This window comes from Tepidiforma sp. (assembly GCF_034432735.1).
Lineage (GTDB): Bacteria > Chloroflexota > Dehalococcoidia > Tepidiformales > Tepidiformaceae > Tepidiforma.
Genome location: NZ_DAOUBJ010000035.1, coordinates 1 through 23,448, shown reverse-complemented (window position 1 = coordinate 23,448; position 23,448 = coordinate 1). Strand labels below are relative to the sequence as shown.

Annotated in this window: 21 protein-coding genes; 16 read left to right on the top strand and 5 right to left on the bottom strand. The window is 69.4% G+C overall.

What is annotated here, in order from left to right; all coding sequences use genetic code 11:
* From VAE53_RS03110 to VAE53_RS03050, 13 genes are all read left to right on the top strand, one after another.
* A partial coding sequence (locus VAE53_RS03110) for a hypothetical protein (RefSeq protein ID WP_322817904.1) occupies positions 1–895 on the top strand: 895 nt, incomplete at its 5' end.
* Position 896: 1 nt separating this feature from the next.
* Entirely contained in the window at positions 897–1,505 is a 609-nt protein-coding gene (locus VAE53_RS03105; protein ID WP_322817903.1) for a ubiquinol-cytochrome c reductase iron-sulfur subunit, read from the top strand.
* Between the two features lie 15 nt (positions 1,506–1,520).
* Positions 1,521–3,371: a LysM peptidoglycan-binding domain-containing protein gene (locus VAE53_RS03100; RefSeq protein WP_322817902.1), complete on the top strand. Its 1,851-nt coding sequence runs from the start codon at positions 1,521–1,523 to the stop codon at positions 3,369–3,371.
* A gap of 147 nt (positions 3,372–3,518) precedes the next feature.
* Positions 3,519–3,821 (top strand): hypothetical protein, encoded by a 303-nt coding sequence (locus tag VAE53_RS03095; protein ID WP_322817901.1) that lies wholly within the window; start codon positions 3,519–3,521, stop codon positions 3,819–3,821.
* Between the two features lie 27 nt (positions 3,822–3,848).
* Positions 3,849–4,361 carry a DUF1992 domain-containing protein gene (locus tag VAE53_RS03090; protein ID WP_322817900.1) on the top strand — a complete coding sequence of 171 codons (513 nt, stop codon included), beginning with the start codon at positions 3,849–3,851 and terminating at the stop codon, positions 4,359–4,361.
* 85 nt (positions 4,362–4,446) lie between these two features.
* Entirely contained in the window at positions 4,447–4,662 is a 216-nt protein-coding gene (gene rpsU / locus VAE53_RS03085; protein WP_322817899.1) for a 30S ribosomal protein S21, read from the top strand.
* Positions 4,663–4,740: 78 nt separating this feature from the next.
* On the top strand, positions 4,741–5,241 hold the full coding sequence (locus VAE53_RS03080) for a GatB/YqeY domain-containing protein (protein ID WP_322817898.1): 501 nt from the start codon (positions 4,741–4,743) through the stop codon (positions 5,239–5,241).
* A gap of 9 nt (positions 5,242–5,250) precedes the next feature.
* Positions 5,251–5,976: an HAD family hydrolase gene (locus tag VAE53_RS03075; protein ID WP_322817897.1), complete on the top strand. Its 726-nt coding sequence runs from the start codon at positions 5,251–5,253 to the stop codon at positions 5,974–5,976.
* Positions 5,977–6,019: 43 nt separating this feature from the next.
* Positions 6,020–8,197, top strand: coding sequence for an HDIG domain-containing metalloprotein (locus VAE53_RS03070; protein ID WP_322817896.1), 2,178 nt, complete (start codon positions 6,020–6,022; stop codon positions 8,195–8,197).
* Positions 8,198–8,247: 50 nt separating this feature from the next.
* Complete coding sequence (gene purQ / locus VAE53_RS03065) at positions 8,248–8,949, top strand: phosphoribosylformylglycinamidine synthase subunit PurQ (protein ID WP_322817895.1); 702 nt, start codon at positions 8,248–8,250, stop codon at positions 8,947–8,949.
* A 101-nt stretch (positions 8,950–9,050) separates the two neighbouring features.
* Positions 9,051–9,635: a DUF4389 domain-containing protein gene (locus VAE53_RS03060; protein ID WP_322817894.1), complete on the top strand. Its 585-nt coding sequence runs from the start codon at positions 9,051–9,053 to the stop codon at positions 9,633–9,635.
* A 54-nt stretch (positions 9,636–9,689) separates the two neighbouring features.
* Complete coding sequence (gene purL, locus VAE53_RS03055) at positions 9,690–11,918, top strand: phosphoribosylformylglycinamidine synthase subunit PurL (RefSeq protein WP_322817893.1); 2,229 nt, start codon at positions 9,690–9,692, stop codon at positions 11,916–11,918.
* A gap of 35 nt (positions 11,919–11,953) precedes the next feature.
* A complete protein-coding gene (locus VAE53_RS03050) occupies positions 11,954–13,126 on the top strand; it encodes a site-2 protease family protein (protein ID WP_322817892.1) in 1,173 nt (390 codons plus the stop codon).
* 14 nt (positions 13,127–13,140) lie between these two features.
* On the opposite strand, the gene VAE53_RS03045 is transcribed toward VAE53_RS03050, so the two are convergent.
* Positions 13,141–14,250, bottom strand: a complete 1,110-nt coding sequence (locus VAE53_RS03045; RefSeq protein WP_322817891.1) for a hypothetical protein — start codon at positions 14,248–14,250, stop codon at positions 13,141–13,143.
* 46 nt (positions 14,251–14,296) lie between these two features.
* Between VAE53_RS03045 and VAE53_RS03040 the strand changes: the two genes are divergently transcribed.
* The gene (locus VAE53_RS03040) at positions 14,297–16,333 is read left to right on the top strand and encodes a penicillin-binding transpeptidase domain-containing protein (protein ID WP_322817890.1); all 2,037 of its coding nucleotides are present in this window, start codon (positions 14,297–14,299) and stop codon (positions 16,331–16,333) included.
* 4 nt (positions 16,334–16,337) lie between these two features.
* Here the strand turns inward: VAE53_RS03040 and VAE53_RS03035 are convergent, their stop codons facing one another.
* The 3 genes from VAE53_RS03035 to VAE53_RS03025 all read right to left on the bottom strand — a co-directional run bounded on the left by VAE53_RS03035 (position 16,338) and on the right by VAE53_RS03025 (position 20,759).
* On the bottom strand, positions 16,338–17,105 hold the full coding sequence (locus VAE53_RS03035) for an enoyl-CoA hydratase-related protein (RefSeq protein WP_322817889.1): 768 nt from the start codon (positions 17,103–17,105) through the stop codon (positions 16,338–16,340).
* Between the two features lie 55 nt (positions 17,106–17,160).
* Positions 17,161–18,186 carry a trypsin-like peptidase domain-containing protein gene (locus VAE53_RS03030; RefSeq protein ID WP_322817888.1) on the bottom strand — a complete coding sequence of 342 codons (1,026 nt, stop codon included), beginning with the start codon at positions 18,184–18,186 and terminating at the stop codon, positions 17,161–17,163.
* Between the two features lie 113 nt (positions 18,187–18,299).
* Positions 18,300–20,759, bottom strand: coding sequence for an HAD-IC family P-type ATPase (locus tag VAE53_RS03025; RefSeq protein WP_322817887.1), 2,460 nt, complete (start codon positions 20,757–20,759; stop codon positions 18,300–18,302).
* Between the two features lie 409 nt (positions 20,760–21,168).
* Between VAE53_RS03025 and VAE53_RS03020 the strand changes: the two genes are divergently transcribed.
* Positions 21,169–21,885, top strand: a complete 717-nt coding sequence (locus VAE53_RS03020; protein WP_322817886.1) for an NTP transferase domain-containing protein — start codon at positions 21,169–21,171, stop codon at positions 21,883–21,885.
* Positions 21,882–22,514: a CDP-alcohol phosphatidyltransferase family protein gene (locus tag VAE53_RS03015; RefSeq protein WP_322817885.1), complete on the top strand. Its 633-nt coding sequence runs from the start codon at positions 21,882–21,884 to the stop codon at positions 22,512–22,514. The genes VAE53_RS03020 and VAE53_RS03015 overlap by 4 nt, the downstream gene beginning before the upstream one ends.
* A gap of 26 nt (positions 22,515–22,540) precedes the next feature.
* Here VAE53_RS03015 and VAE53_RS03010 read toward each other — a convergent pair whose 3' ends face one another.
* Positions 22,541–23,119 (bottom strand): PA14 domain-containing protein, encoded by a 579-nt coding sequence (locus VAE53_RS03010; protein ID WP_322817884.1) that lies wholly within the window; start codon positions 23,117–23,119, stop codon positions 22,541–22,543.
* Between the last annotated feature and the right edge of the window lie 329 nt (positions 23,120–23,448).

Here is a 23,448-nt window from a genome sequence, read left to right as displayed (position 1 = left end):
ACGCATGGCAACCGCAGTCGTAGCCCGGCCCGTCGCCCGCCCGCAGACGCGCGCGCGCGACGAAGAGGTCCTCGTTTGGCCCGACCTCATCTTCATCGAATTCATCTCGGCGCTCGTCTTCACCGTCGGCTTGCTCATCCTGTCGACCTTCATGAACGCGCCCCTGCTCGACCAAGCCAACCCCGACGTCACGCCCAACCCCTCCAAGGCGCCCTGGTACCTGCTCAACCTGCAGGAGCTCCTACTCCACATGAACGCCGCCATGGCCGGCATCATCGTGCCGACCGTCTGGCTCGTGCTGCTCGCCGCCTTCCCCTACTTCGACCGCGACAACGAAGGCCAAGGCGCCTGGTTCGCCACCGAAAACGCGTGGCGCATCACCATCGTCTCTGGCGTCGTCGCCTTCGTCGGCACCTGGCTCCTCATCCTCTGGGACACCGGCAAGGTCGCCTACTTCCTCAATTCCTGGTTCGGCCTCTCCGGCGGCGATACCCTCCGCTTCCTCGAAAACGTCCGCTCCATGCAGTCCCAGCTCCCGTGGCCGGAATGGTCGCACAGGATCACCTATCTACCGTTCGAGCTGCGCATCCTCGATGGCACCGGACGTGGCGGCCCGACCTCCTTCCAACACCTCGACTTCCCAGGGTGGCTCGTCGAGCAAGCGATTCCGATCGTCGCCCTCGTCGGGCTCCCCAGCCTGCTCATCTATACGCTCTGGCGAATGGGCTGGGTCGTCTCTCGGCGCGACGCCCTCCTCGCCCTCTTCACCGGTTTCGTCGTCGTCTTCGGCGTCCTCACGCTCGTCGGCACCGCGTTTCGCGGCCAGGGGCAGGAACTCGTCCTGCCGTGGGACCTCAAGGTGAGCGAAGGCATCCCGGGGCAGGAGGCACACTGAGATGGCACAGGCTCAATCCGCACCCCGCGCCACCGGGCGCATCGAACGCGCACGTCAGATCGAGGCCCGCAAGCTCGCACGCCGCTCCTTCCTCCGCGTCAGCACGTTCGCCGGCCTCACCCTCTTCACCGGTGGCCTCATCGCCAGCTTCCTCGGCTTTTTCAATCTCCGAAAGCCGAGCGGCTTCGGTGGCACCGTCACCGTGAGCCGCGACCTCATTCCACGTCCAGGCTCCGATCCCGTCCGCGTCCCCGAAGGAAAGTTCTGGCTGGTCAACCTCAACGGGCCGGAAGGCGACGTCCTCCAGGCCGGCGGCACCGGAGGGCTCCTCGCCCTCTACTGGAAGTGCCCCCACCTCGGCTGCACCGTCCCGTGGAACCCCGCCTTCAACGGTGCCACGGTCAACTTCCCCGGCATCATCGGTTGGTTCCGCTGCCCCTGCCACGGTTCCACCTACTCCAAGGCCGGCATCCGCGTCTTCGGGCCGGCACCTCGGCCCATGGATACCATGCGCCTCACCGTCAACGGCGACGGCTCCGTCTCGGTCAACACCGGCCAAATCACCAGCGGCGCCGCCGACAATCCACTCCGCGCCGTCCCCTACGTCTAACAAGAGGAGGTTCGATTGAACACCCAAAAGCAGATCGTCCTCATCGTCGCCCTCCTCTTCATGACCGTCGGCGGCTGCGCCGCGTACGCCGCCATCGACCTCCCCGTCCGAGCCGACTCCCAGGCCCAATGGACACTCGACCAATCCCGCGAACGGGGCGCCCTCCTCTACGCCAACAACTGCCGTACCTGCCATGGGAACCGCGGCGAAGGCGGCGTCGGCCTTCCCCTCGATACCCCTGAACTCAAAAACCAGGATCCGCTCGTCCTCGCCGCGAACAAAGCCATGATCCGGCGGACCCTGTACTGTGGCCGCGCCGGCTCGCGCATGCAGCCCTGGCTCAACACCAACGGCGGTTCGCTCAACGCCATCCAAATCGAGCACCTCATCAACCTCATCACCGCGCCCGAAGACACCGAAGTCGATGGCGTGCCGACATCCAAGTGGTGGCTCGAAGCCGAGCACTTCGCCCACAACCTGAACACCGAGCTCACCGCCCTCGTCGGCGGCGATACCCTGAGCACCATCGCCAAAGCCCACGGCATCGGCTACGCCGAAATCGCCGCGGCCAACGGCAACCGGAACATCGACGAAATCCTCCCCAAGCACACCCGGGTGCAAATCCCAGGCTTCGCGGCCGACCCGGATGGGTACATCTATACCGTCTACAAAGAGAACGAAACGCTCCGGAAAATCGCCGATAGCCAGCTCGTCGGCGCCCTCGTCATCGCCGACCTCAACAAGCTGAAGTACCGCTTCACCGAAAAGCGCGGCGTCGCCGAACTCCAGCTGCTCACCGAAGACGGCCAGCCCCGGGCCGGTCTCTTCCCCGGGGAGAAGCTCGCCCTGCCCGATGGCGCCACCTACATCATCGCCGCCGGCGATACCCCCGCCTCCATCGCCGCCCGCCACGGCATCGCCGTCGCCGACCTCCGCCAGCTCAACCCCAGCATCTTCCAGGGCGTCAAGGACACCGACGAGCTAGAGTTCCGTCGCCAGCTCGCCCTGCCCAACCTCGTCTACATCGCCCGCGAGGGCGATACCCTCGAGAACATCGCCGAGAATCACGGTATCACCGATATCGCCGGGCTCGCGACGCTCAACAACCTCGATCCAGCCGCGCCCGTCGTCAATCCTGGCCAGCAGATCCGCCTGCCCTCGGGCACGCGCTACATCGTTGGCCTTGCCGACACGTGGGAGAGTGTCGCCGCTGCCCATGGCACCACCGTGGCCGAGCTCGCCCGCGCGAACAACGCCGACCCAGCAACCCCGCTCAGCCAAGACGTCGTGATCCGGCTGCCCAAAGTCACCGGCTACGTCGTCCAGGGGCAGACCTTGGAAGAGGTCGCCGCTGGCTTCTCGAACGTCACCGCGGCAACCCTCGCCGAAGCGAACGGCATCCAGCCCAATAGCGTCCTGGCCATCGGGACCAGCCTGAAGCTGCCCGATTCGGCCTGGGGCACCGCGCCGCCCGATACGATCAACCCTGGCACCGCCTGCGTTCAGTACGCCGTCCCGAACGCCGTCTTCCAAACGCTGCCCGGGCTCGGCACGCCGGTCTCGATCACGAAGCCGGAAGCCTTCAGCTCCCAAGTCACCATCGAAGCCCACGCCAGCGACTGGACCGTCGTCGCCGACGGCCAGCGCCAACAGCCCAACCAAGGCGGCGTCAAGGTCAAACCCGGCACCACCATCACCTTCACCTCCGTCGTCGGCTTGCACAACATCGTCTTCAACGGCGAAGTGCAGGGGGCCGATATCCGCCAAGGCGATACCCGCCAAATCACCATGAACACGCCGGGCGAGTACAAGGTAACTTGCGATTACCACCCGCCGATGCTCGCGTACATCTGGGTCGAACAGTAGCGCTGGCTTCGCTTCGTCCTCGCCACGCCAAACGGGGCCCCAGGGGGCCCCGTTTCCGTTTGACCCCGCCGGCCCGGCTCCGTAGGATCCGGGCAAACGGCGCGCCCCAGCGAGCGCGCCAACTCTCTCGTGACAGGGGTGGCAGGAATGGCAGCAGCCCAGACCGGCAAGCGGTACGTCGTGCCCGGCGGCGTCGCCGAGTTCATCGTGACCAAAGGCGGCAACGGCGAACTCCGCTGTGGCGATGTCCCCATGCAGATTCGCGGCCAAGAAGACCCGAGCGTCACCGTCGACACGACGGGCATGGAAACCGTCCAGCTCGGCAAGCGCTACCGCGACGAACCAACCGGCATCGAAGTCCTCGTCGTCAAACCGGGGCCGTGCGCCCTCAACGTCGACGGCCGGCCCATGGAACTCCTCCAGCCAAAGGTGCTTCCCTCCGCCGACTGAGCGCGCCGCTCGCACCGATCGGCTACGATGACATGGCCCGCCAACCAGCGGGCCATGCCCGTCTCCGGACTCGCCATGTCCCTCGAACGCGCCATCGAGTCGCAAATCCAGGAAGCCATCGCCGCAGGGCTCTTCGATAACCTGCCCGGCGCAGGCCGCCCCCTCCGCCTCGAGGGCAACGAAAACGACCCGAACTGGCTCGGCCACCACATCCTCGCGAACGCCAACGTCCTCCCCGAGTGGCTCGAACTCGCGCGCGACATCGAACGGGGCCTCCAGCGCCTCGCCTCCATCGACGACGCCCACCGTCGGCTCTGCGAGCAAGCGGCCGCCACCGGCGACTGGGAAGGCCACCACCTTGCCATCCGCCACGCCCGGCAGCGCTACGAAACGCTCGCCCGCGAAATACGCCACCTCCAGGACCGCTTCAATCTCGAAGCCCCGGGCATCCGTACCGAGCGCCCCGGCATCTGGGTCGAATACCAGCTCCAACGACTCGATGCCCGCGTCCCCGAAAGCCAGCGCCAGCGGTTCGCCTGAAGCCAGGAGCCCGTGGTACAGTGATCGATGCGCGCCCGCCCCGCGGGCGCCCTACCCCCAACAGAAGGCGAGGTGAAAGCCGCTCTTGTCCGAAGTCATCGTTGCCGAAGGCGAGCCGTTCGAAGTCGCCCTCAAGCGCTTCAACAAACGCGTCCAGCAGGACGGAGTCCTTTCCGAAGCGCGCCGCCGGGAGCACTACGAAAAACCCAGCGTCAAGCGCAAAAAGAAGGAACAAGCACGCCTTCGCAAGCTCCGCAAGAAGCAGCTCCGCAGCGAAGCCCGAGCCGCAGCCCGGCGCTGAGCCGCCTCGCAGCTCTCCCGCTACCATCCCGATGGCCCGGCAGCTTCGCCGGGCCATCCCGTTCTCTGGAGCCCTACCATGCCCACCCTTCGCGAACGCATCCAGGCCGACCTCGCCGATGCCATGCGCAGCCGCGACGAAACGCGGAAGGCCACCCTCCGCATGCTCCTCGCCGCCATCAAGAACGCCGAAATCCGCACCCCGCCGGCCGGCGCCAGCGACGAAGAGCTCGCCCGCATGGCCGAACTGCCGCCCCTCGAGCTCGACGACGCCGCCGTCCTGGCCCTCATCCAGAAACAGATCAAGCAGCGCCGCGAGAGCATCGAACAGTTCCAGAAAGCCGGCCGGGAAGACCTCGTCCAGAAGGAATCCGCCGAAGTCGCCGTGCTCGAAAGCTACCTTCCCCAGCAGGCCACCCGCGACGAGATCGAAGCCGCCGCCCGCAAAGTGATCGCCGAGACCGGGGCCAGCTCCCCGCGCGACCTCGGCAAGGTGATGCCCCACCTCACCAAAGCCTTCGCGGGCCGCGCCGACGGACGCACCATCAACGAAATCGTCCGCAGCCTGCTCTCCGGCTGAGGCCCCACCATGGCCATTCGCGGGGTTCTCTTCGATTGGGGCGGCACCCTTGCGCGGGAAGGCGCCGACCGCATCCCCGCCGCCTGTGCGGCCGTCGCCGACTACGCGTCCCGCCACCTCGGCGTCGAAGCCCGCCCGGCCGATGTCGAACGCGCCTTCGCGGCCGTCCTCCCCGACCATGACCCATCCCCCGGCCAGCGGGCCCCCGAGATTCGTGCCATCCTCGGGCAAGCGTTCACCTGGCTCGGTTGGCCCGCAGCCGCCGGCGACGTCGAGGCCGCCGCCCGCCGCTTCTTCGACACCTCCTGCCACGGCCAGTACGTCTACGACGACGCCCGCGCCATCCTCGCCTCGCTCAAATACCGCGGCTACCGCATCGGCGTTGTCTCCAACACCATCTTCCCGGGCGAATACTGGCGCCCCCTGCTCAACAATCTCGGCCTCGCCGGCTACATCGAAACCTTCGTCTCCTCCGCCGACCTCGGCATCGCCAAGCCCGATCCCTCACCCTTCCGCCGCGCCCTCGCCGACCTCCAACTCGAACGGCACGAGGCCATCTTCATCGGCGATACCCCAGCCACCGATATCGCCGGCGCGCGGGCGGCAGGGCTCCGCGCCGTCCTGCTCGACCGTCGTGGGCGCGCGCGCGAAGCCGCCGGCTACCTCGTCATCGAACGCCTCGCCGCCCTCGCCGACCTCCTCGGCGAAGGGCTCTCCCCGCGCAGCCACGCCTGATTCCGGCCCGCCCATCGCGCTCTGCTATCCTGAAGCCATCGCCATGCAGCGACCCTCCGCCCCACCCGTCACCCGCGCGAGCGCGGCGGCCTTCGGCCTCGTGCTCGCCACCGTCGCCCTCTTCCTCGTCGCGCCCATCGCAGGCTTGCGCGCCGATCTCGCCGAAGGCGATTTCGCACCGGCGACACTCGAAGCTGCCAACGATGCCCAGTTCGTCTCCGAAGCCCTCACCCAAGCCGCACGCGACGAAGCGGCCGCCGCCGTCGAGCCCGTCCCCCTCCCGCCCGATCAGGCCCTCACCGATAGCGCTGCCGCCGCCCTCCAGAAGTACCTCGCCAGCGTCCGTTCGATCATCACGCGGAGCGACCTCACCACCCAGCAGAAGGCGGACCAGCTCGCCGCCCTCCCGGCTCCAGCGACCATCGGCAGCACCACCAACCTCTACCTGCTCTCCCTCGATGCGAGCAGCCTGGCCCTCTTCGAATCACGCGCCGTCGACCTCCTTCGGGCCCTTCTGAGCAACCCGATCGGCCGCGGCACCACGGCCGAAGAGCGGCAGCGCGACATCGCCGCAGCCGTCGACCGCCTCCTCACCCAACGCGCCACGGCCAGCGAAGGCGAGCGCGCCGCGCTCTCCAACCTCCTCCGCGTCTTCGCCGTGCCCAACTTCCGCATCGACGAGGCCGCCACCCAGGCCGCCCGCCAAGCGGCCCGCCAGGCCGTCAGCCCCGTCGTGCGCACCATCACCAAAGGCCAGGTCATCGTCGCCGAAGGCCAGCGGATCACCACCCAGGACATCGAAGCGCTCCAAGCGACCGGCACCATCCGCAGCGGCCTCGACCCCTACGCGCTCGGTGGTGCTGTCCTCGTCGCCGGCGGCTTCGGGCTCATCCTCGGGCTCTACTGCTACCTCCTCCAGCCGTTCGAATCCCCCGCCAACCGCCGACTCCTCGCCGTCGCCCTTGCCGTTCTCGCCGTGCTCGTCGGCGTCCGCGTCGCCTTCCCCGCACTCACCCCCGATGCAGACCGCACCTTCCTCCTCTACGCCGTCCCCGTCTCCACCGCCGCCATCGTCACCAGCTCCTTCGCCCGGCTCTCCTTCGCCGCCGTCGTCGCGGCAGCTGTCGGCATCTTCGCGGCCTTCATCGGGGGCAGCTTCCCACAGGTCGCCGGGGCCTCCTACATCGGGCCGCTCCAGTCGCTCGAATTCGCGATGGTATCCACGATCGGCGGGCTGGCCGGGGCAGCCGCGCTCGGCCGCGCCGAGCGGACTGGCCGATTCGGCCTCGCCGGCCTCGTCACCGCAGTCGCGACGGGCGCCGCCATGGCTTCCTTCTGGCTCTTCCAAGTTCCCCGCGACAACCTCGAGCTCGCCTGGATCGGCCTCGCCGCGGGCATCCACGGAGTCGGCGCGGCCGTCCTCGGTCTCGGCGCCTTCGCCCTCCTCGCCTTCGCCCTCGGCATCACCTCGCGCATCCAACTCCTCGAACTCGCCCAGCCCGAACACCCGCTGCTCCTCCGCCTCCAGGAAGAAGCACCCGGCACCTACCACCACAGCATGCTCGTCGGCTCGCTCGCCGAACGCGCCGCCGCCGCCATCGGCGCGGATGCCCTCCTCGCCCGCGTCGGCGCCTACTACCACGACATCGGCAAGCTCGCCATGCCCCGGTACTACATCGAAAACATGCTCGAAGCCGGCGCCCCCAACCCCCACGAAGCCCTCCCCCCGGAAGAGAGCGCCAGCATCATCCGCGCGCACGTCGCCAACGGACTCGAACTCGCCCGCAAGTACCGCCTGCCCGAGGTCATCCGCGACTTCATCCCCCAGCACCACGGCACCCGCCTCGTCAGCTACTTCTACCGCGTCGCCGTGCGCGAAGGCCTCGATCCCGACCCGGCCGACTTCCGCTACCAGGGCCCCCGGCCCCAGACCCGCGAGGCCGCCATCGTCATGCTGGCCGACTCCTGCGAAGCCGTCATCCGCGCCGGCGACCACGACCCCGCCACCATCGAGCAGACCGTCGATTCCGTCATCGCCGAGCGGCTCGCCGAAGGCCAGCTCGACGAATGCGATATCACCATGCGCGACCTCCAGACCATCGCCCGCACCTTCAAGGCCACCTTCCGCGCCGTCTATCATCCGCGCGTCCGCTACCCGCAGCCCACCCCCGAAGAGATCGAATCCGTCGCCCGCGGCGAAACCCCCGTCCGCTCCGGCTGAGCCGGTGCAGCCCGTTCGACACACCACGCCGGGCGCCGCACAATCGCAGTATGCGGTTCGCTATCGTTCGCTTCCCCGGCACCTGGAGCGATCGCGATACCTACCACGTGCTCCATGACATCCTCGGCCAGGAAGCCGAAATCCTCTGGCACCGCGAGACCGACCTCGCCCGCTTCGATGCCGTCGTCCTCCCGGGGGGCTTCTCCTACGGCGATTACCTCCGCTGCGGCGCCATCGCCCGCTTCTCTCCCATCATGGAGTCCGTCGTCGCCTTCGCCGAGGCCGGCAAGCCCGTCATCGGCATCTGCAACGGTTTCCAGGTCCTCTGCGAGAGCCATCTCCTGCCCGGTGCCCTCGTTCGCAACGCGAGCCTCCAGTTCCGCTGCGAATGGGTCCACCTCCGCCGTGAGGGCGGCCCCAGCCCGTGGGTCGATGCCATCCCCCAAGGGGCCATCCTCCGCATCCCCATCAGCCACGGCGAAGGCAACTACTACGCCGACCCCGCCACCCTCGACCGCCTCGAAGCCACCGGACGCATCGTCTTCCGCTACTGCGACGCCGAAGGTAACGTCACCCCCGCCGCCAACCCCAACGGCTCCGCCCACAACATCGCCGGGATCGTCAACGAACGCGGTAACGTCCTCGGCATGATGCCCCACCCCGAGCGGGCCGGGGAGGCGCTCGTCGGCGGTACCGACGGCAACCGCATCTGGCAGTCGCTCATCCAAGCCGCCGTCACCACCCTCCGCTGACGCCGCATCGAACCGTTCACAGAACGTCTTTACAAAGGGCACGGTAAAGGTCACAATCGCGCCGGCCCAAGAGAGCCCGGCCGCGGAGGAGAGACATCGCCATGACCGCTGCAGCGCCCGCCTACCCCTTCGGCGTCGACGTCGAATCGCCCGCCCAACAGAACCGCCTCGCTGTCTTTTTCCGCATCATCCTCGTCATCCCCCATCTCATCGTCCTTGGCATCCTCGGCATCGTCGCCGAATTGCTCGCGATCATCGCCTGGTTCGTGATCGTCATCACGGGGCGGCTCCCTAGCGGCATCGCCAGCTTCCTCGTCAACGTCCTTCACTGGAGCGTCCGCGTGCAGGGCTACACGCTGCTCCTTACCGGCCGCTATCCCCCCTTCACCCTGGGGCCCGCCACCGATTACCCGGTTCGCTTCTGGGGAGAGGCCAAACTCGATGGGCGGAGCCGCCTCACCGTCTTCTTCCGCCTCATCATGGTCATCCCCCACGCCATCGTCCTCTACATCCTCCAGATCGTCGCCAACATCCTCGTATTCATCGGATGGTTCGTCGCCCTCGTCATCGGCCGGCTCCCCACGTTCATCCATACCTTCGTGGCCGGCTACCTCCGCTGGTCCACCCGCGTCGCCGCCTACACCAGCCTTCTCACCGACGACTACCCACCCTTCAGCCTGAGCTGAACCCCCACAGGGGCGGCCTTATCGCGTACGTCCGTGCCCGCGTACGATACATCCATGCCCGTCGACCAGGCCGCCCTCGATGCCGTCGCACTCAGCCGGGAGGAATACGACCTGCTCGTCCAGCGGCTCGGCCGCGAACCGAACGACGTCGAACTCGGCATGTTCGGCTCGCTCTGGAGCGAGCACTGCGGCTACAAGAACAGCAAACCCCTCCTCCGCCTCCTCCCCTCCACGGGCGAGCGCATCCTCACCGCAGTCGGCGCCGAAAACGCCGGAGCCATCGATATCGGCAACGGCCGCTGCGTCGTCATGAAAATCGAATCGCACAATCACCCCTCGGCGATCGAACCGTACCAGGGCGCCGCCACCGGCGTTGGCGGCATCGTGCGCGACATCTTCGCCATGGGCGCCTACCCGATCGCCATCCTCGATTCCCTCCGCTTCGGCCCGCTCGAAAATCCACAAGATCGCTACCTCTTCCATGGCGTCGTGGCCGGCATCGGCGGCTACGGCAATTGCCTCGGCATCCCCACCGTGGGCGGAGAAGTCTTCTTCGCCGACGCCTATGCCGGCACACCGCTCGTCAACGCCATGTGCGTCGGCGTCGCCGAGACCGCCAACCTCCTCAGCGCACGCGCCCAGGGCGAAGGCAACGTCCTCCTCCTCGTCGGCGCCGATACCGGGCGCGATGGCATCCATGGCGCCAGCGGGCTCGCCTCTCGCACCGACCCCGAAGCGCGTTTCGAAGAGATGCGCCCCGCCGTCCAGGTCGGCAACCCCTTCCTCGAAAAGCTCCTCATGGAAGCCTGCTACGAGCTGGCCTCCCGCCACCGCGACTGGGTCGTCGGTCTGCAAGACCTCGGCGCCGCCGGCCTCACCAGCTCCGTCGTCGAATGCTGCGCCAAGGGGCGTTCCGGCGCCATCCTCGACCTCGAAAACGTCCCCCGCCGCGAACACGGCATGACCGCGTACGAAGTCATGCTCTCCGAGAGCCAGGAGCGGATGCTCGTCATCGCAAAGAAAGAGCACGTCGCCGATGTCACCGCACTCTTCCAGCGCTGGGAGCTCCACTGCGCGGCCATCGGCATCGTCACCAGCGGGAACGAAGTCATCGTCCGCGAACACGGCGTCGAAGTCGCCCGCGTACCGGTCGAGATCGCGACCGACCCGCCCCAGTACCGCCGCCAAGGGGTCCGCCCCGCCGAGCTCGCCGAACTGAACGCCTTCGACCCGGCGAGCCTCCCCGACCTCGCACCGAGCGAAGCCACCGCAGCCCTTTGCCGCATGCTCGCCCGGCCCAACATCGCCTCCAAACGCGGCATCTTCCGGCAATACGACCACCAAGTTCTCGCCGGCACCGTCGTCCCACCCGGCGGCGATGCCGCCGTCCTCCGCGTGCCCGGCACGGGCCAGGGCATCGCCCTCACGACCGACTGCAACGCCCGTCTCGTCTACCTCGATCCCTACACCGGCGGCGCCATCGCCGTCGCCGAGGCCGCGCGCAACATCGTTTGCACCGGCGCCGAGCCGATCGCCGTGACCGACTGCCTCAATTTCGGCAACCCGGAGCGCCTCGATGTCGCCTATCAGCTCGAGCAGGCCGTCCGTGGCATCGCAGAGGCCTGCCTCCAACTCGAAACGCCCGTCGTCAGCGGCAACGTCTCCCTCTACAACGAAGCCGGCGGCCGGCCCGTCTACCCCACGCCCATCATCGGCATGCTCGGCCTCCTCGAGGACGTGAGCCACCACCTCACCGCCGGATTCGCCGGCCCGGATTGCCAGGTCGTCCTCCTCGGCGCCGGCCTCGAACAGCCCGCCAGCACCCTCGGCGGCTCCGAATACCTCGCCGGCGAACACGGCCGCGTCGCCGGCCTTCCCACCATCGATCTCGCGCTCGAGAAACGGCTCCATCGCCTCGTGCTCCAGGCCCACCGCGAGGGCCTCCTCCTCAGCGCGCACGACTGCTCCGAAGGCGGCCTCGCCGTTGCCCTCGCCGAGGCGGCCATCCTCGGCGGCTTCGGCCTGGAGGGCGTGCGCGAACTTCCCGGGCGGCTCGATGCCGCACTCTTCGGAGAAGCCCAGTCTCGCATCGTCGTCACCCTCGCCGCCGATGTGTACCGGCAGGGCGGTGGCCTCGCCCGCCTGCGCGACCTGGGCGCAACGCTCGACGTCCCCGTCACCTTCCTCGGGCGCACGACCACCGACCCCCGTTTCCGCTTCGGCCCCATCGACGCCCCCCTCGCCGAGCTCCGCACCGCCTACGAATCGCTGCTCGATGCCTGAACGCGCCGAGGGCCCGCATCGGCTATGCTGAAAGCGTGTTCGGCGGTTCGTTCCGCGTCGCCCGCCTCTTCGGCATCGATATCGAAGTCCACCCCTCGTGGCTTCTGATCATCGCCTTCCTTTCCTACTCCCTTTCCGAGGGCCTCTTCCCTGCCCGCTACGAAGGCTGGAGCACCGCGACCTACTGGGTCGTCGGCACCGCCTCCGCCTTCCTCCTCTTCGTCACCGTCCTCCTCCACGAACTCGCCCACGCGCTGGTCGCCAAGCGGCGGGGCCTCCCCGTCCCGCGCATCACCCTGTTCATCTTCGGCGGGGTTTCCCACCTCGCACGGCAGCCAGCCTCCGCGGGCGAAGAGTTCCAGATCGCCGCTGCCGGGCCGGCCACCAGCTTGGTCATCGCCGCCATCACCGGGCTCGCCGGCCTCCTCCTCGGCCCCCTCGACGAACAGCTCGAGGCCATCCTCTTCTACCTTGCCGCCGTCAACGTCCTCCTCGGCGTCTTCAACATGCTCCCCGGATTCCCCCTCGATGGCGGCCGGGTGCTCCGCTCCATCGCCTGGAAACGTAGCGGGAGCTTCCGCAAAGCCACCCGCACCGCGGCGGGCGTCGGCGAGCTCTTCGGCTACGCCCTCATGACGATCGGGTTCTTTCTCCTTCTCGGCGGCCTCCTCCTCGATGGACTCTGGCTGCTCTTCATCGGCTGGTTCCTGCTCGGCGCGGCCCGCAGCGAATCTGCCAACCTCCAGCTAGAAGGCGTCCTGCGCAGGCTCACCGCCCGCGACCTCATGCGCACCGATTTCCCCACCGTCGTCCCCGGACTTCCCCTCGCCTCCGTCGTCGATGACTACATGGTCGGCCACGGCGAGCGCGCCGTCGTCGTCGCCAACGGCGGCGCCGTCCTCGGCATCCTCACCGTCACCGACGTCCGCCGGGTGCCCCGCTCCGATTGGCCGTTCACCCCGGCCCAGGCCGTCATGACCCCGCGCGAGCGCGTCATCACCGTCACCGCCGATACCCCGGCCGTCGAAATCCTCACCCTCCTCGGCGAAAAAGCGCTCAACCAGGTCCCCGTCCTCGAAGATGGGCGGATGGTCGGTCTCGTCACGCGCCGCGAGATCCTCGAACGCCTCCAGCTCGCCGAATCGCTCGGGGCCAATACCGCCCCCGCCGATGAAGAGCGGCCCGCCTCCCCCACCACCCTCTCCTGAAGCTCCCCCTCGCGCTACTGGCCCCCTGCCAGCGGGCGCCGCGCCCACTCCTCCCAGAGCGCCCAGGCCGACTTGTTCGAACCATCGGCCTTCCGCAGCCCGATGTCGCGGAACGCCACCGCAGGCCCCGTCGTCGCGAACGCCGGGTCGAGCGCGGCGAACCAGACCACCCCGGAGAAGCGCAGCTCCTCCGCCTCCCGTAGCAGGCGCTCCAGATAGGCGCGCTGCTCCGCCTCCGTGCCCACCGCCTCCCGCCCTTCGACCGGCGCCGAGGGATAACCCGTCTCCGCGATCAGAATCTCACCGCTCCAGCGGTTGCGGAGCTGCCGATAATAGTCCTCTCGAATGTCGGCCACGCTCCGAGCCTCGCCTAGGTAGGGATAGGTGCTGACCGCGAGGACATCCATCTTCCCCGCGAAGCGGTCGAAAAGCTCCCAGCGCGGTGGGTGCACCTCCCCGAACGTCCCCTCCAAGTCCTCCAGCTGCCAGGTCGGGAACACCTTCGTCGCCGGGCTGTTGCCCTTCACCACGGCGTATGCCTCCTCGTACAGCGAAACGAACGCCTCGAACTGCTCCGGCGCCCGCTCGTACGTCATGTTCACTTCCAGCCCGAGCGCCAAGTAGGCCGGGCGGTAGTTCTTCGCGATGTAGGCCGCATAGGCCACGAACGCCGCCCGCACGTCCGGGTCGGTGAATCCCGCCTGCACATCGACTGTGGGCGGGAGGTTCGCCAGGCGGCTCCGCTGCACCGCCCCGTCCGTCGGGTCGATCGCGTAGTAGAGCTTCAGGGGACGGTACTGCTCGAGCAGCGCCGTCTCGAGCCGCGTCGTCTCGGCCGTTTCCTTCGAAATGCTCCCATCGGGAAGGAAGTCGCTCCAGGGCGGCGTCCGCTGAATGAGCACGAGGTCGGCATACTGTGCGGCAGTCGCGAAGGCCTGGATGTACGCCTGGCTCGTGAGCTCCGGCGGCAGCGAGCTAAAGCCGAGCAGGATGTGGCGCGGCTCGCCCGCCGGCTCCGGCCGCACCACCGTCGGGCCGGGCCCGGGCCGCCCGTTGCCCCCGTTCGCGCCATCGTCCGAACCGCTCCCCCCGCAGGCGCTCACCGCAATGACGGAGAGCACCACGAGCGCTGCTACAATCCACCTGGCGGGGGAGCACGAGGGGCGGTGCATGCCCATACGCGCAGTGTTCCTGACTGCCATCATGATCGGCCTCCTCGCCGGTAGTATCGCGGCCGGCGCGCGCTGGTACGCCGCTCGTGGTGGCGAGGCGGGCACCAACGGCGCAGCGCCCAAGCCCGGCTCGCCCGCGGCCACGGCCGCCGCCTTCGCCGAAGCCTGGGCCTCGGCCGATTACCAAGCGCTTTACCTCCTCCTCTCGCCGGCCGCCCAGCGGACGTACCCCTACGACGCCTTCGCCGAGGCCTACCGCGCCTTCGCCGAGCAGCTCACCACCACGGGCACCGCTGTCCGCGTCGCCGACGTCGACAGCGCCTCTGCCCGCTTTCAGGTGCGCCTGGAAACAGCCTATTTCGGCACTCTCGAATACTCCACCCTCGTCCAGCTGGTCCCTGCACCGGGCCGTTACCTGGTAGATTGGCGGCCAGAAGCCATCCACCCCCGCCTCGCCGGCGGCCACAGCTTCAGCTCCATCATCCAGCGCCCCATCCGGGGGACCATCTACGACCGCAACGGCGCCGAACTCGCCGTCACCCGCGAGCTCCGTTACGTCGGCCTCAATCGGAGCGTCGTCACCGATCGCCCCGCGCTCGAGGCTGCCCTCCTCGCCTTTGGCTTCAGCCGCGAGCAGATCGAGGCAGCATTTGCCTCCCCTGCGCCAGCCAACCATCGCGTCCGCGTCGGCCCCATCCCCGAAGAGAAGGTCGAGCTCGCCAACCAGCTCCTTCGGCCACACCAGGGCATCGTCATCTACGTCGAAACCCAGCGCGTCCACCCCCTCGGCCCGGCCGCCGCCCACGTCGTCGGCTACACCCGCGAGTACACCGCCGAAGAGCTCGCCGCCCGCAAAGGGCAGGGCTATCGCATCGGCGACCGCGTCGGAGCAGCCGGCCTCGAAGCCATCCTCGAAGAGCGCCTCGCCGGGTCTATCGGCGCCGAACTCCGGGTCATCGCGCCGGACGGCAGCGTCGCCGAAGTCCTCGTCTCGCGCCCCTTCCGCCAGGGCGAAGACATCCGCACCACCCTCGACGCCGCCACGCTCCGCGCCGCCTACGAGCGCCTCGGCGGGCGTGCCGGCGCCGCCGTCGTCATCGACCCGGCGACGAACGACATCCTCGCGCTCGTCAGCTCGCCCTCCTTCGACCCCGACGCCTTCGAGCGGGGCGACACCGCCGCCTTGGCCGCCATCACCGCCTCCCCCGGCGCGCCCCTCACCAACCGGGCCACCGCCGGGCTCTACGCTCCCGGGTCGACCTTCAAGCTCATCACGGGCGCGGCCGGGATGGTTGCCCTCGGCCTCACCCCGAGCGACCGCCTCGAATGTGGCGCCATCTGGGCCGGCGTCGATCCGCCCCGCCGAAACTGGGAAGGCGCCCAGGGCATGCTCACCATCGCCGAAGCCCTCATGCGCAGCTGCAACCCCGTCTTCTACGAAATCGGCCTCCGCCTCTACAACGGATTCGACGATGCGCTCGCCGCCATGGCTCGCCAATTCGGCCTCGGGGCACCGACCGGCACGATCGGGCTCCGCGACGAAGCCGGGCTCGTGCCCGATGCCGCCTGGAAGCGGCGCACCACCGGCCAGCCCTGGTATCCCGGCGACGAAGTCAACCTCGCCATCGGCCAGGGCGACCTGCTCGTCACCCCGCTCCAGCTCGCGAACGCCTACAGCACCTTCGTCAGCGGCCAGCTCCGCACACCGCGGCTCCTCGTCGGCGCCGAGGCTACCCCCCGCGGCACCCTGCCCCTCACGCCGGAGCAGCACGCCCACCTCCAGCGCGGCCTCGAGCTCGTCACCGGCCCCGCCGGCACGGCAGCGGCCGCTTTCGCTCTCGCCGGCTACACCGACTTCGCCGGCAAGTCGGGCACCGCCGAAGACGCCAACGCCCAGTCGCACGCCCTCTTCGTCGCCATGACCCCGGCCAAAGCGCCGCGCGCTATCGCCGTCGTCGTCCTCGACGATGGGAAGTCGGGCTCGATCGAGGCCGGGCCCATCGCCCGCGATATCCTTCTCGCGGCGGTGCGCTAGCCCCTCAGCGGCCCCGCCATTGCGGCTCCCGCCGCTCGCGGGCGGCCGCCATGCCCTCGCGCGCATCCTCCGTGGCCTGCGCCACCCGACGCATCGTCTCGCCGAAGCGGATAGCCTCCACCCAGGGCAACTCCTGGCCGCGCCAGGCCACCTCCTTCGTCGCCCGGACGGCGAGCGGTGCCGACTTCAGTAGCCGCATCGCCAACGCCCGTGCCTCGTCCATCAGGCGCTCGTGGGGAACCACCTTCCAAACGAGCCCCATCTCTTTCGCGCGCTGCGCATCCACCCGCTCGCCGATGAGGAGGAGCTCCATCGCGTTCTGCCAACCCACCCTCCGGGGCATCCGGACAGCCCCCTGGATCGTCGGCACCCCGAGCCGCACCTCCGGGAATCCGAACTCGGCCCGCTCGCTGGCGATCACAAAATCGCAGGCCGCCGCCAGCGTGAGGCCGAAGCCCAGGCAGTAGCCATTGACCGCCGCGATCGTCGGCTTCCAGATCTCCAGGCCGTTCTCCAGCGAGGTGAGGCTCGGCGTCTCCCAGTGCGTCGCTCCCCGTGGCGGGGCGCTCCCGCGGAGGTCCGCCCCGGCACTGAACGCCCGTCCAGCCCCCGTCACGATCGCTACCCAGGCCTCTTCGTCGTCGCGGAAGCGCACCCAGGCCGCATCGAGGTCGTCGCGCAGCTCGGCGTCGATGGCGTTCAGCGCCTCCGGCCGGTTGTACGTAATCGTCGCGATGCGCCCCTCGCGCTCGTAGAGCACCCTCCCGGGCATGGCTCACCCTCCCGCAGCAGATGTCGGCGGGAGTCTACACCCCGAGCCGCGCGGCCTACCTGAGCGTCAGATTTCCGTACAGGTCCTCCGAAGAGCCGTCGCGGTACGTGCGCGTAATATCGAGCCGGATGGTATCGCCGGCCTTCCGCGAGCGGAGAACGTCGCAAAAGCCCCCGACCGAATCCACCCAAACCCCGTCCACATAGTAGATGAGGTCGGAGTAACCGAGGCCTGCCTCGTCGGCCGGGCTTCCCGCATCGACGCCCGTCACGAGCAGCCCATCCGTATAGGCGAGCCGGATGCCGAGCTCCTGCGCGAGCCCCGGGTAGTTCTGTTCGATGCGGGCGCCGATGTAGTGCAGGTGCTTCCCGGCCTTCAGCTTTTCGCCCACGAACACCGCCTCGTTGATCGCGATGGCGAAGTTCTGTGCCTGCTTGCCCCAAAAGCCGAGCGTATTGATGCCCACCACCTGGCCGCGGCTATTCACGAGCGGCCCGCCGCTGTTCCCCGGATTGATCGCCGCATCGGTCTGGATCAGGTCCGTCAGCCCATCGAAGGAATCGTGGACCTTGCTCACGATGCCGCGCGTCACCACGAGCTTGCTCGACCCCTGGTCGGTGAAGGTTGCGGGGTATCCCAGCGCCACCACCTCTTCGCCTGGCTCGAGCCGGTCGCTATCGCCGATGGGCGCCGGCGTGAAGTTTCCCCGCTCCACCTCCAGCAGGGCCACGTCGTCGCACGGGCTGAGCGCGATCACCTTCGCGCTCACCTCGCGTCCGTCCTTGGGGTCCACCACCTTGATGGCCCCGGCGCCGAGCACCACGTGGGCGTTCGTGAGGATGCGGCGCGCATCCTCCCACACGATGCCCGAGCCGCCGCCGACCCCCTCCGGGTAGGTCGCCCGAATGCGCACCACCGAGGACGAGAGCCGCTCGACAATCTGCTGCGGGGTGAGCGTTGCATCGGCCGCCGTCGCGGATTCCGATGGCACCGGAGTGGCGTCCTTCCCGTCGTCGCCACCGCAGGCCCCGACCGCCAGCGCGGCCGCCGCGAACAGGGCAACTCCCAATCGACCGCGCATTGGCGTCTGCCTCCCTGAGCGAATTCGGCGCAGTCTAGCAGTCTGAAATGGCGACCGCTACGCGATGCAAACCGGCCGGGGGCCAGCGGGAGCGGTGCGGTGGGTCGCGGCTGCTAGATGGCCCGCCCCCGGAGTCGCTCCTGCCGCCCCGGAGCCGCCGTCAGGAAGTCGAGGAACTGCTGCCAGTACCGGCTGAGCAGATACTGCCCGAGGAGTGCCCCGGCCACCGCTGTCGAGACGATCACCCAGTCTCCCGTGTGCACCTCGGTGAAATCGAAGAACGCTCGCAGCCGCGGCGTATAGATCGTCACCAGGAAGCCCGCCACGAGCAGCACCCCCAAAACGCTCGTCAGGACCGGCCGGGTCAGGCTCCGCCAGGAGGCCCCTTGGAAGCCGAGCACCTCGACCATGAAGAACAGCCCCGTGATGCCCATCGTCAGCGAAACCAACGTCCGCGCCTCGGCGATGTCCCGCCCGAGCACCCCCTCGGTCAGCAGGTGGACGAAGATCGCCGCCACCGCGAGCGCCAGCGATGCCGGCAGCGCCCAGCGCAGCACGTTGCGCGTGAAATCGCGCCCAGCATCGGGCGGAGGCACGCTGATCGAAATGAACACCGCCGGGATGCCGAGCGTCAGCAACGCCGTCAGCGAGCCGTGCCGCGGCAAGAACGGAAAGTCGAGCCCCAGCATGTTCGTCGCCACGATGATCAAATAGGCGTAGAGGCTCTTGGCGATGAACAGCTTGCTCAGCCGGGCCGCATTGCCGAGGACGGCGGTCGCCTCCTTCGCACCCCGAATGAGCGCCGTGAACGAATCGTTCAACAGCACGATGCCCGCCACCGCCCTGGTCATCGAAGTCCCGCTCGCCATCGCCACCGCCACGTCGGCCGTCCGCAACGCCTGCACATCGTTCGCACCGTCGCCGACCATCGCCACGAAGTGGTCATCCTCCTTGAGGGCCGCCACGATGCGCGCCTTGAGCGCCGGCGTCACCCGCCCGAAAACGCTGTGCTCCTCCACCGCGCGATGGAACGCCTCGCCCTCGAGCGGCTCGAGTTGCGGCCCCGCCACCACCCCGCCCTTCAGCGAAATCCCCAGCTGCGCGAGCAGCGCCCGAACCGTCTCCGGGTTATCGCCGGAGATGATTTTCGGCTCGATGCCCAGCTGCTCCATGAGCGCGAAGGCGCTCCGCACCTCCGGCCGCAGCTCGTCGCCGAGCGTCAAGAGCGCCAGCGCCCGCAACCTCCCGGGGTCGTTCCCTGCCTCCGGGAGCCGCTCTGCCTCGGCGAACACCACCCCGCGCAGGCCGTGCTCCGCTGCCTCGCGGTATGCGCCCTCCAGCTCTCTGCCGTTCGCACAGCGCGGCAACACCGTCTCCGGCGCCCCTAGCACGAACGTCCGCACTTCGCCGTCCTTCGCCAATTGCACGGCGCTCCACCGTCGTTCCGAATTGAACGGCACCGAAGCGACCGGCCGCGCCAGGTTCGTCGTCTGCCCGAGCGCCTCCGCCAACGCCTCCGCTGTCTTGCTCTCCTCCCGGCTCGCCGCCGCGAACGCCCCGAGCCACCCGGCGTACCCCTCCGCGCCCGGAAGCCAGCGCACCTCGCGCAGGTTCATCCGGTTCGCCGTGATCGTCCCCGTCTTGTCCAGGCAGATGACGTCGACGTAGTTCAGCGCCTCCACGGCGTTGATGTCCTGCACGATCGCCCCCGCCCGCGAAACCCGAACAGCGCCCACCGCGAACGCCACCGTCATCCCCAGCAACAGCCCCGTCGGTACCACCGTCGTCACCGTCGCCGTCGTCGCCTTCAGCGCATCGGCTAACCCCCGGTCGTTCATCGTGTACTGAACCAGGAGGGCCGCGGCGAGCACGCCCGTCGCCGTCAGCAACACGCGCAGAATCCGCTTGAAGCGAATCTGCAGCATCGTCAGCCGCTTCACGAGCTGCCGCGCATCCGCCGTCAGCCGCATCGCGTACGCCTCCGCCCCCACCCGCTCCGCCAGGTAGTAGCAATCCCCCGCCGTGCAAAAACTCCCGCTCCGCAACTCGTCGCCAGGACTACGCTTCACCGAATCCGATTCGCCCGTCAGGAGCGACTCGTCGATCTCCGCCTCGCGCGCCACGATCCGTCCATCCGCCACCACCTGGTCGCCCTTCTTCAGGTGGACCAGGTCGCCCTGGACCACGTCCTCGGCCGCGATCTCGATCTCCTGGCCATCGCGCACCACCGTCACCTGCGGCGCCGTCAGCGCCCGCAGCTCCCGCAGCGTCCGCGTCGCCTTCAGCTCCTGGAGCGTCGCCACCAAAACGTTCGCGACCACCACGATGCCGACGAAAAACCCGTCCTTGAATTCGCCGATCGCCAGCAACGCGATGATGAGCGACCCGAGGATCACGTTGAAAAAGGTCAGGACGTTCGCCCGGATCACGTCCCCGTCGGTGCGGATCCCGCCGGGGTCGCGGTTCACCTGGCCCGCAGCGGCACGCGCCATCGCCTCCACCGAGCTCAGCCCGCGCAGCTCGCCGCCCGTCTCCTGCCGACCGAAGAGCGGAACCTGTGCCGCCTGCGTCACCCCGCTAGCGTGACGCAATCCCGCCCGGAATGAAAGTGCCGCCCGTTAACCACGCCCTAATACCCCGCCAGGCACAATCGTCGCGCGCCGAACGATGCCCCCTGCGGCACGCGCACGAAAAGAGGCGGCCAGTCTTCCCTCCGGCTGGCCGCCTCGCTGTATCGTCGGACTGCGGCGCTTACCGCGCCGTTCACGCCTTCAGGCCGATGATGGAGAGCGAGATCAGCATCCCGATGAAGACGCCACAAACGAGCGTCAGCCAGCCAATCGTCTTCCACATCGCAGTCCACCCTCCCGTTGGACTCCGGGTTCGCCCCGGCATCCCCATCGTACCCCCGTCACGCCCCATGTGCGACACTCCCCCGGCCCGCTACCATGGCCACATGCCCGCTCCCCCCCGGTCCCGTCGGTGAAGGCCGTCATCCTCGCCGCAGGTGATGGCGGCCGCCTCGGCGAACTCACCCGCGACCGCCCCAAGCCCCTCGTCGAAGTCGGCGGCCGCCCCATCATCGCCTACACCCTCGAAGCCCTCCACGCCGCCGGCGTCCGCGAAATCGCCGTCGTCATCGGCTACCGCGCCGGCCAGCTCGGCGAAGCCCTCGCCGCCCAATCGCCCCTCCCCCTTTCGTTCATCCATAACCCGCGCTTCCGCGAAGGCGCCTCCCTCTCCCTCGCCGCCGCCCGCGCCTGGGCCGGCCACGACCCCTTCCTCCTCCTCATGTCCGACCACCTCCTCAGCGAGCCCATCATCCGCGCCCTCCTCGCCGCTCGCGCCACCGCCCCCGCCGGCCTCTCCTTCGTCGCCGCCGACGACCCAGCCCGTTGGCCGCCCGACTACCGCGACGAAGCCACCCGCCTCGCCCTCGACCCCGAGGGCTTCGTCACCGCCATCGGCAAGCACCTCGATCCCTACCACGCCCTCGATACCGGCGCCTTCCTCTTGGCACCCGCCGCCTGGGCCGCCCTCGACGCCGCCCCCGAGAGCTGCGAACTCTCCGTCGTCTTCCGCCTCCTCGCCGCCCAGCGATCCCTCCGCGCCGTCGATATCGGCGGCGCCCCCTGGTTCGATATCGATACCACCGCCGACCTGGCCGCCGCCGCAGCCCACCTCGCCGCCCGCCCATGAGCTACGACGGCCTCGTCTCCCGCTACCTCAATCGCCGCCTCAGTCGGCCGCTCGCCGGCGCCCTTCGCCCCACCCCCATCGCCCCCAACCACGTCACCGCCTTCACCCTCCTCCTCGCCCTCGCCACCGGCGCCATGCTCGCCGCCGGCTGGAACATCGCCGGTGGCATCGCCATCCAAGCTGTCAGCGTCATCGACGGCGTCGATGGCGAACTCGCCCGCCTCAAACAGGCCGCTACCCGCCTCGGCGCCATCTTCGATGCCGTCTCCGACCGCTACGCCGATGCCGCCATCATCGCCGGCATGACCGTCTACGCCGCCCGCTTCGAAGCGCGCCCCCACCCCGAGGTCGTCGGCATGCTCGCCCTCGGCGCCTCCCTCATCGTCAGCTATAGCCGCGCCCGGATCGAAGCCGACCTCCCCGCCGTCGCCCGCTCCGGCAACCTCGACCGCATCTTCGGCCTCGCCAGCCGCGACGTTCGCTCCCTCCTCCTCGCCCTCGGCGCCATCGTCGGCCAGTGCTACCTCGCGCTCGCGCTCGTCGCCGGCCTCGCCGCCCTCACCATCGCCTGGCGCCTCGTGTACCTCCGCACGCTCGCACCCGCCGACCGGCCCGCCGCCGACGGCTGATGCCCGGGCCGAGCCCGCGCGGCCCCTCACTCCCAGCGCAGCGTCGCCTCGCCCCCGCGGTCGCGCAGCTCGATCTCCAGCAGCGCCGGCCCGGCCGCGTGCGCGAACACCACCTCCAGCCGCCCCGCCTCCGTCGGCCCCGCCCCCGCCACCACCTCCCCATCCACCCGCACCGTCACCTCCCCGTGGTAGGCCAGCACGAAGCGATACCGGCCCGTCGCTGGCAGCTCCACCTGGGCGCTCGCCACCACGCTCCAGCGGTCGTCCACCAAGTCCGGAAACGGCGCCCCCGCGTACGAGAGCGCGAGCCCATCCACCGCCCCATCCGCCACCTTCACGTGGCCGCTCGTCGGCCGGTCGTCGAACAGCTCCAGCCGGAAGCGCGCCGGCCGCCCGAGCTCCAGGGGCGGCGGGAGCGGCGTCGGCGAGGGCTCCGGCGTGGCCGTCGGCGAAGGCGGCGCCAGCCCCAAGCGCACCGTCGGCGTGCCGCTGGGCGCCAGCCGCCCCTCGCTCGCCGCCGGGTCGAGGAACTCCCAGGCGATCACCGCCGCGACGGCCACGGCCAAGAGCGCCACCACCTCGCGAGTTCCGATGCCGCGCACCACCCCCACAGTGTCGCCCTCCCGCCCGCCCGCGCGCCAGCGCCCCGCCGCCCATCGACCACAAGTTTGCCTCCCGCTTACCGAACGCCCGTTCCCCGCGCGGCGGTGAGCGGCGAAACTACCACCCATGCGACCGTTCGCCGCCCTCTTGCCCGCCCTCCTGGGCGCCGCCCTCGCCACCCTCGCCGCCGCCCAGGCCCCGGCCCCGCCGCCCCAGAGCCCCACCAGCCCGCGCCCCTTCGCCGTCGTCGCCCCCGCGCTCGCCGCCGACTCCGCCCCCCCCGCCCCCCCCCCCCCCCCCCCCCCCCCCCCCCCCCCCCCCCCCCCCCCCC

Coding starts and splice junctions, on each gene's coding strand:
- VAE53_RS03080 (WP_322817898.1), top strand. CDS start 4,741: ATGCCCACCCTTCGCGAACGCATCCAGGCCGACCTCGCCGATGCCATG.
- VAE53_RS03060 (WP_322817894.1), top strand. CDS start 9,051: ATGACCGCTGCAGCGCCCGCCTACCCCTTCGGCGTCGACGTCGAATCG.
- VAE53_RS03105 (WP_322817903.1), top strand. CDS start 897: ATGGCACAGGCTCAATCCGCACCCCGCGCCACCGGGCGCATCGAACGC.
- purQ (WP_322817895.1), top strand. CDS start 8,248: ATGCGGTTCGCTATCGTTCGCTTCCCCGGCACCTGGAGCGATCGCGAT.
- VAE53_RS03095 (WP_322817901.1), top strand. CDS start 3,519: ATGGCAGCAGCCCAGACCGGCAAGCGGTACGTCGTGCCCGGCGGCGTC.
- VAE53_RS03035 (WP_322817889.1), bottom strand. CDS start 17,105: ATGCCCGGGAGGGTGCTCTACGAGCGCGAGGGGCGCATCGCGACGATT.
- VAE53_RS03075 (WP_322817897.1), top strand. CDS start 5,251: ATGGCCATTCGCGGGGTTCTCTTCGATTGGGGCGGCACCCTTGCGCGG.
- VAE53_RS03040 (WP_322817890.1), top strand. CDS start 14,297: ATGCCCATACGCGCAGTGTTCCTGACTGCCATCATGATCGGCCTCCTC.
- VAE53_RS03015 (WP_322817885.1), top strand. CDS start 21,882: ATGAGCTACGACGGCCTCGTCTCCCGCTACCTCAATCGCCGCCTCAGT.
- VAE53_RS03070 (WP_322817896.1), top strand. CDS start 6,020: ATGCAGCGACCCTCCGCCCCACCCGTCACCCGCGCGAGCGCGGCGGCC.
- VAE53_RS03090 (WP_322817900.1), top strand. CDS start 3,849: ATGACATGGCCCGCCAACCAGCGGGCCATGCCCGTCTCCGGACTCGCC.
- VAE53_RS03030 (WP_322817888.1), bottom strand. CDS start 18,186: ATGCGCGGTCGATTGGGAGTTGCCCTGTTCGCGGCGGCCGCGCTGGCG.
- purL (WP_322817893.1), top strand. CDS start 9,690: ATGCCCGTCGACCAGGCCGCCCTCGATGCCGTCGCACTCAGCCGGGAG.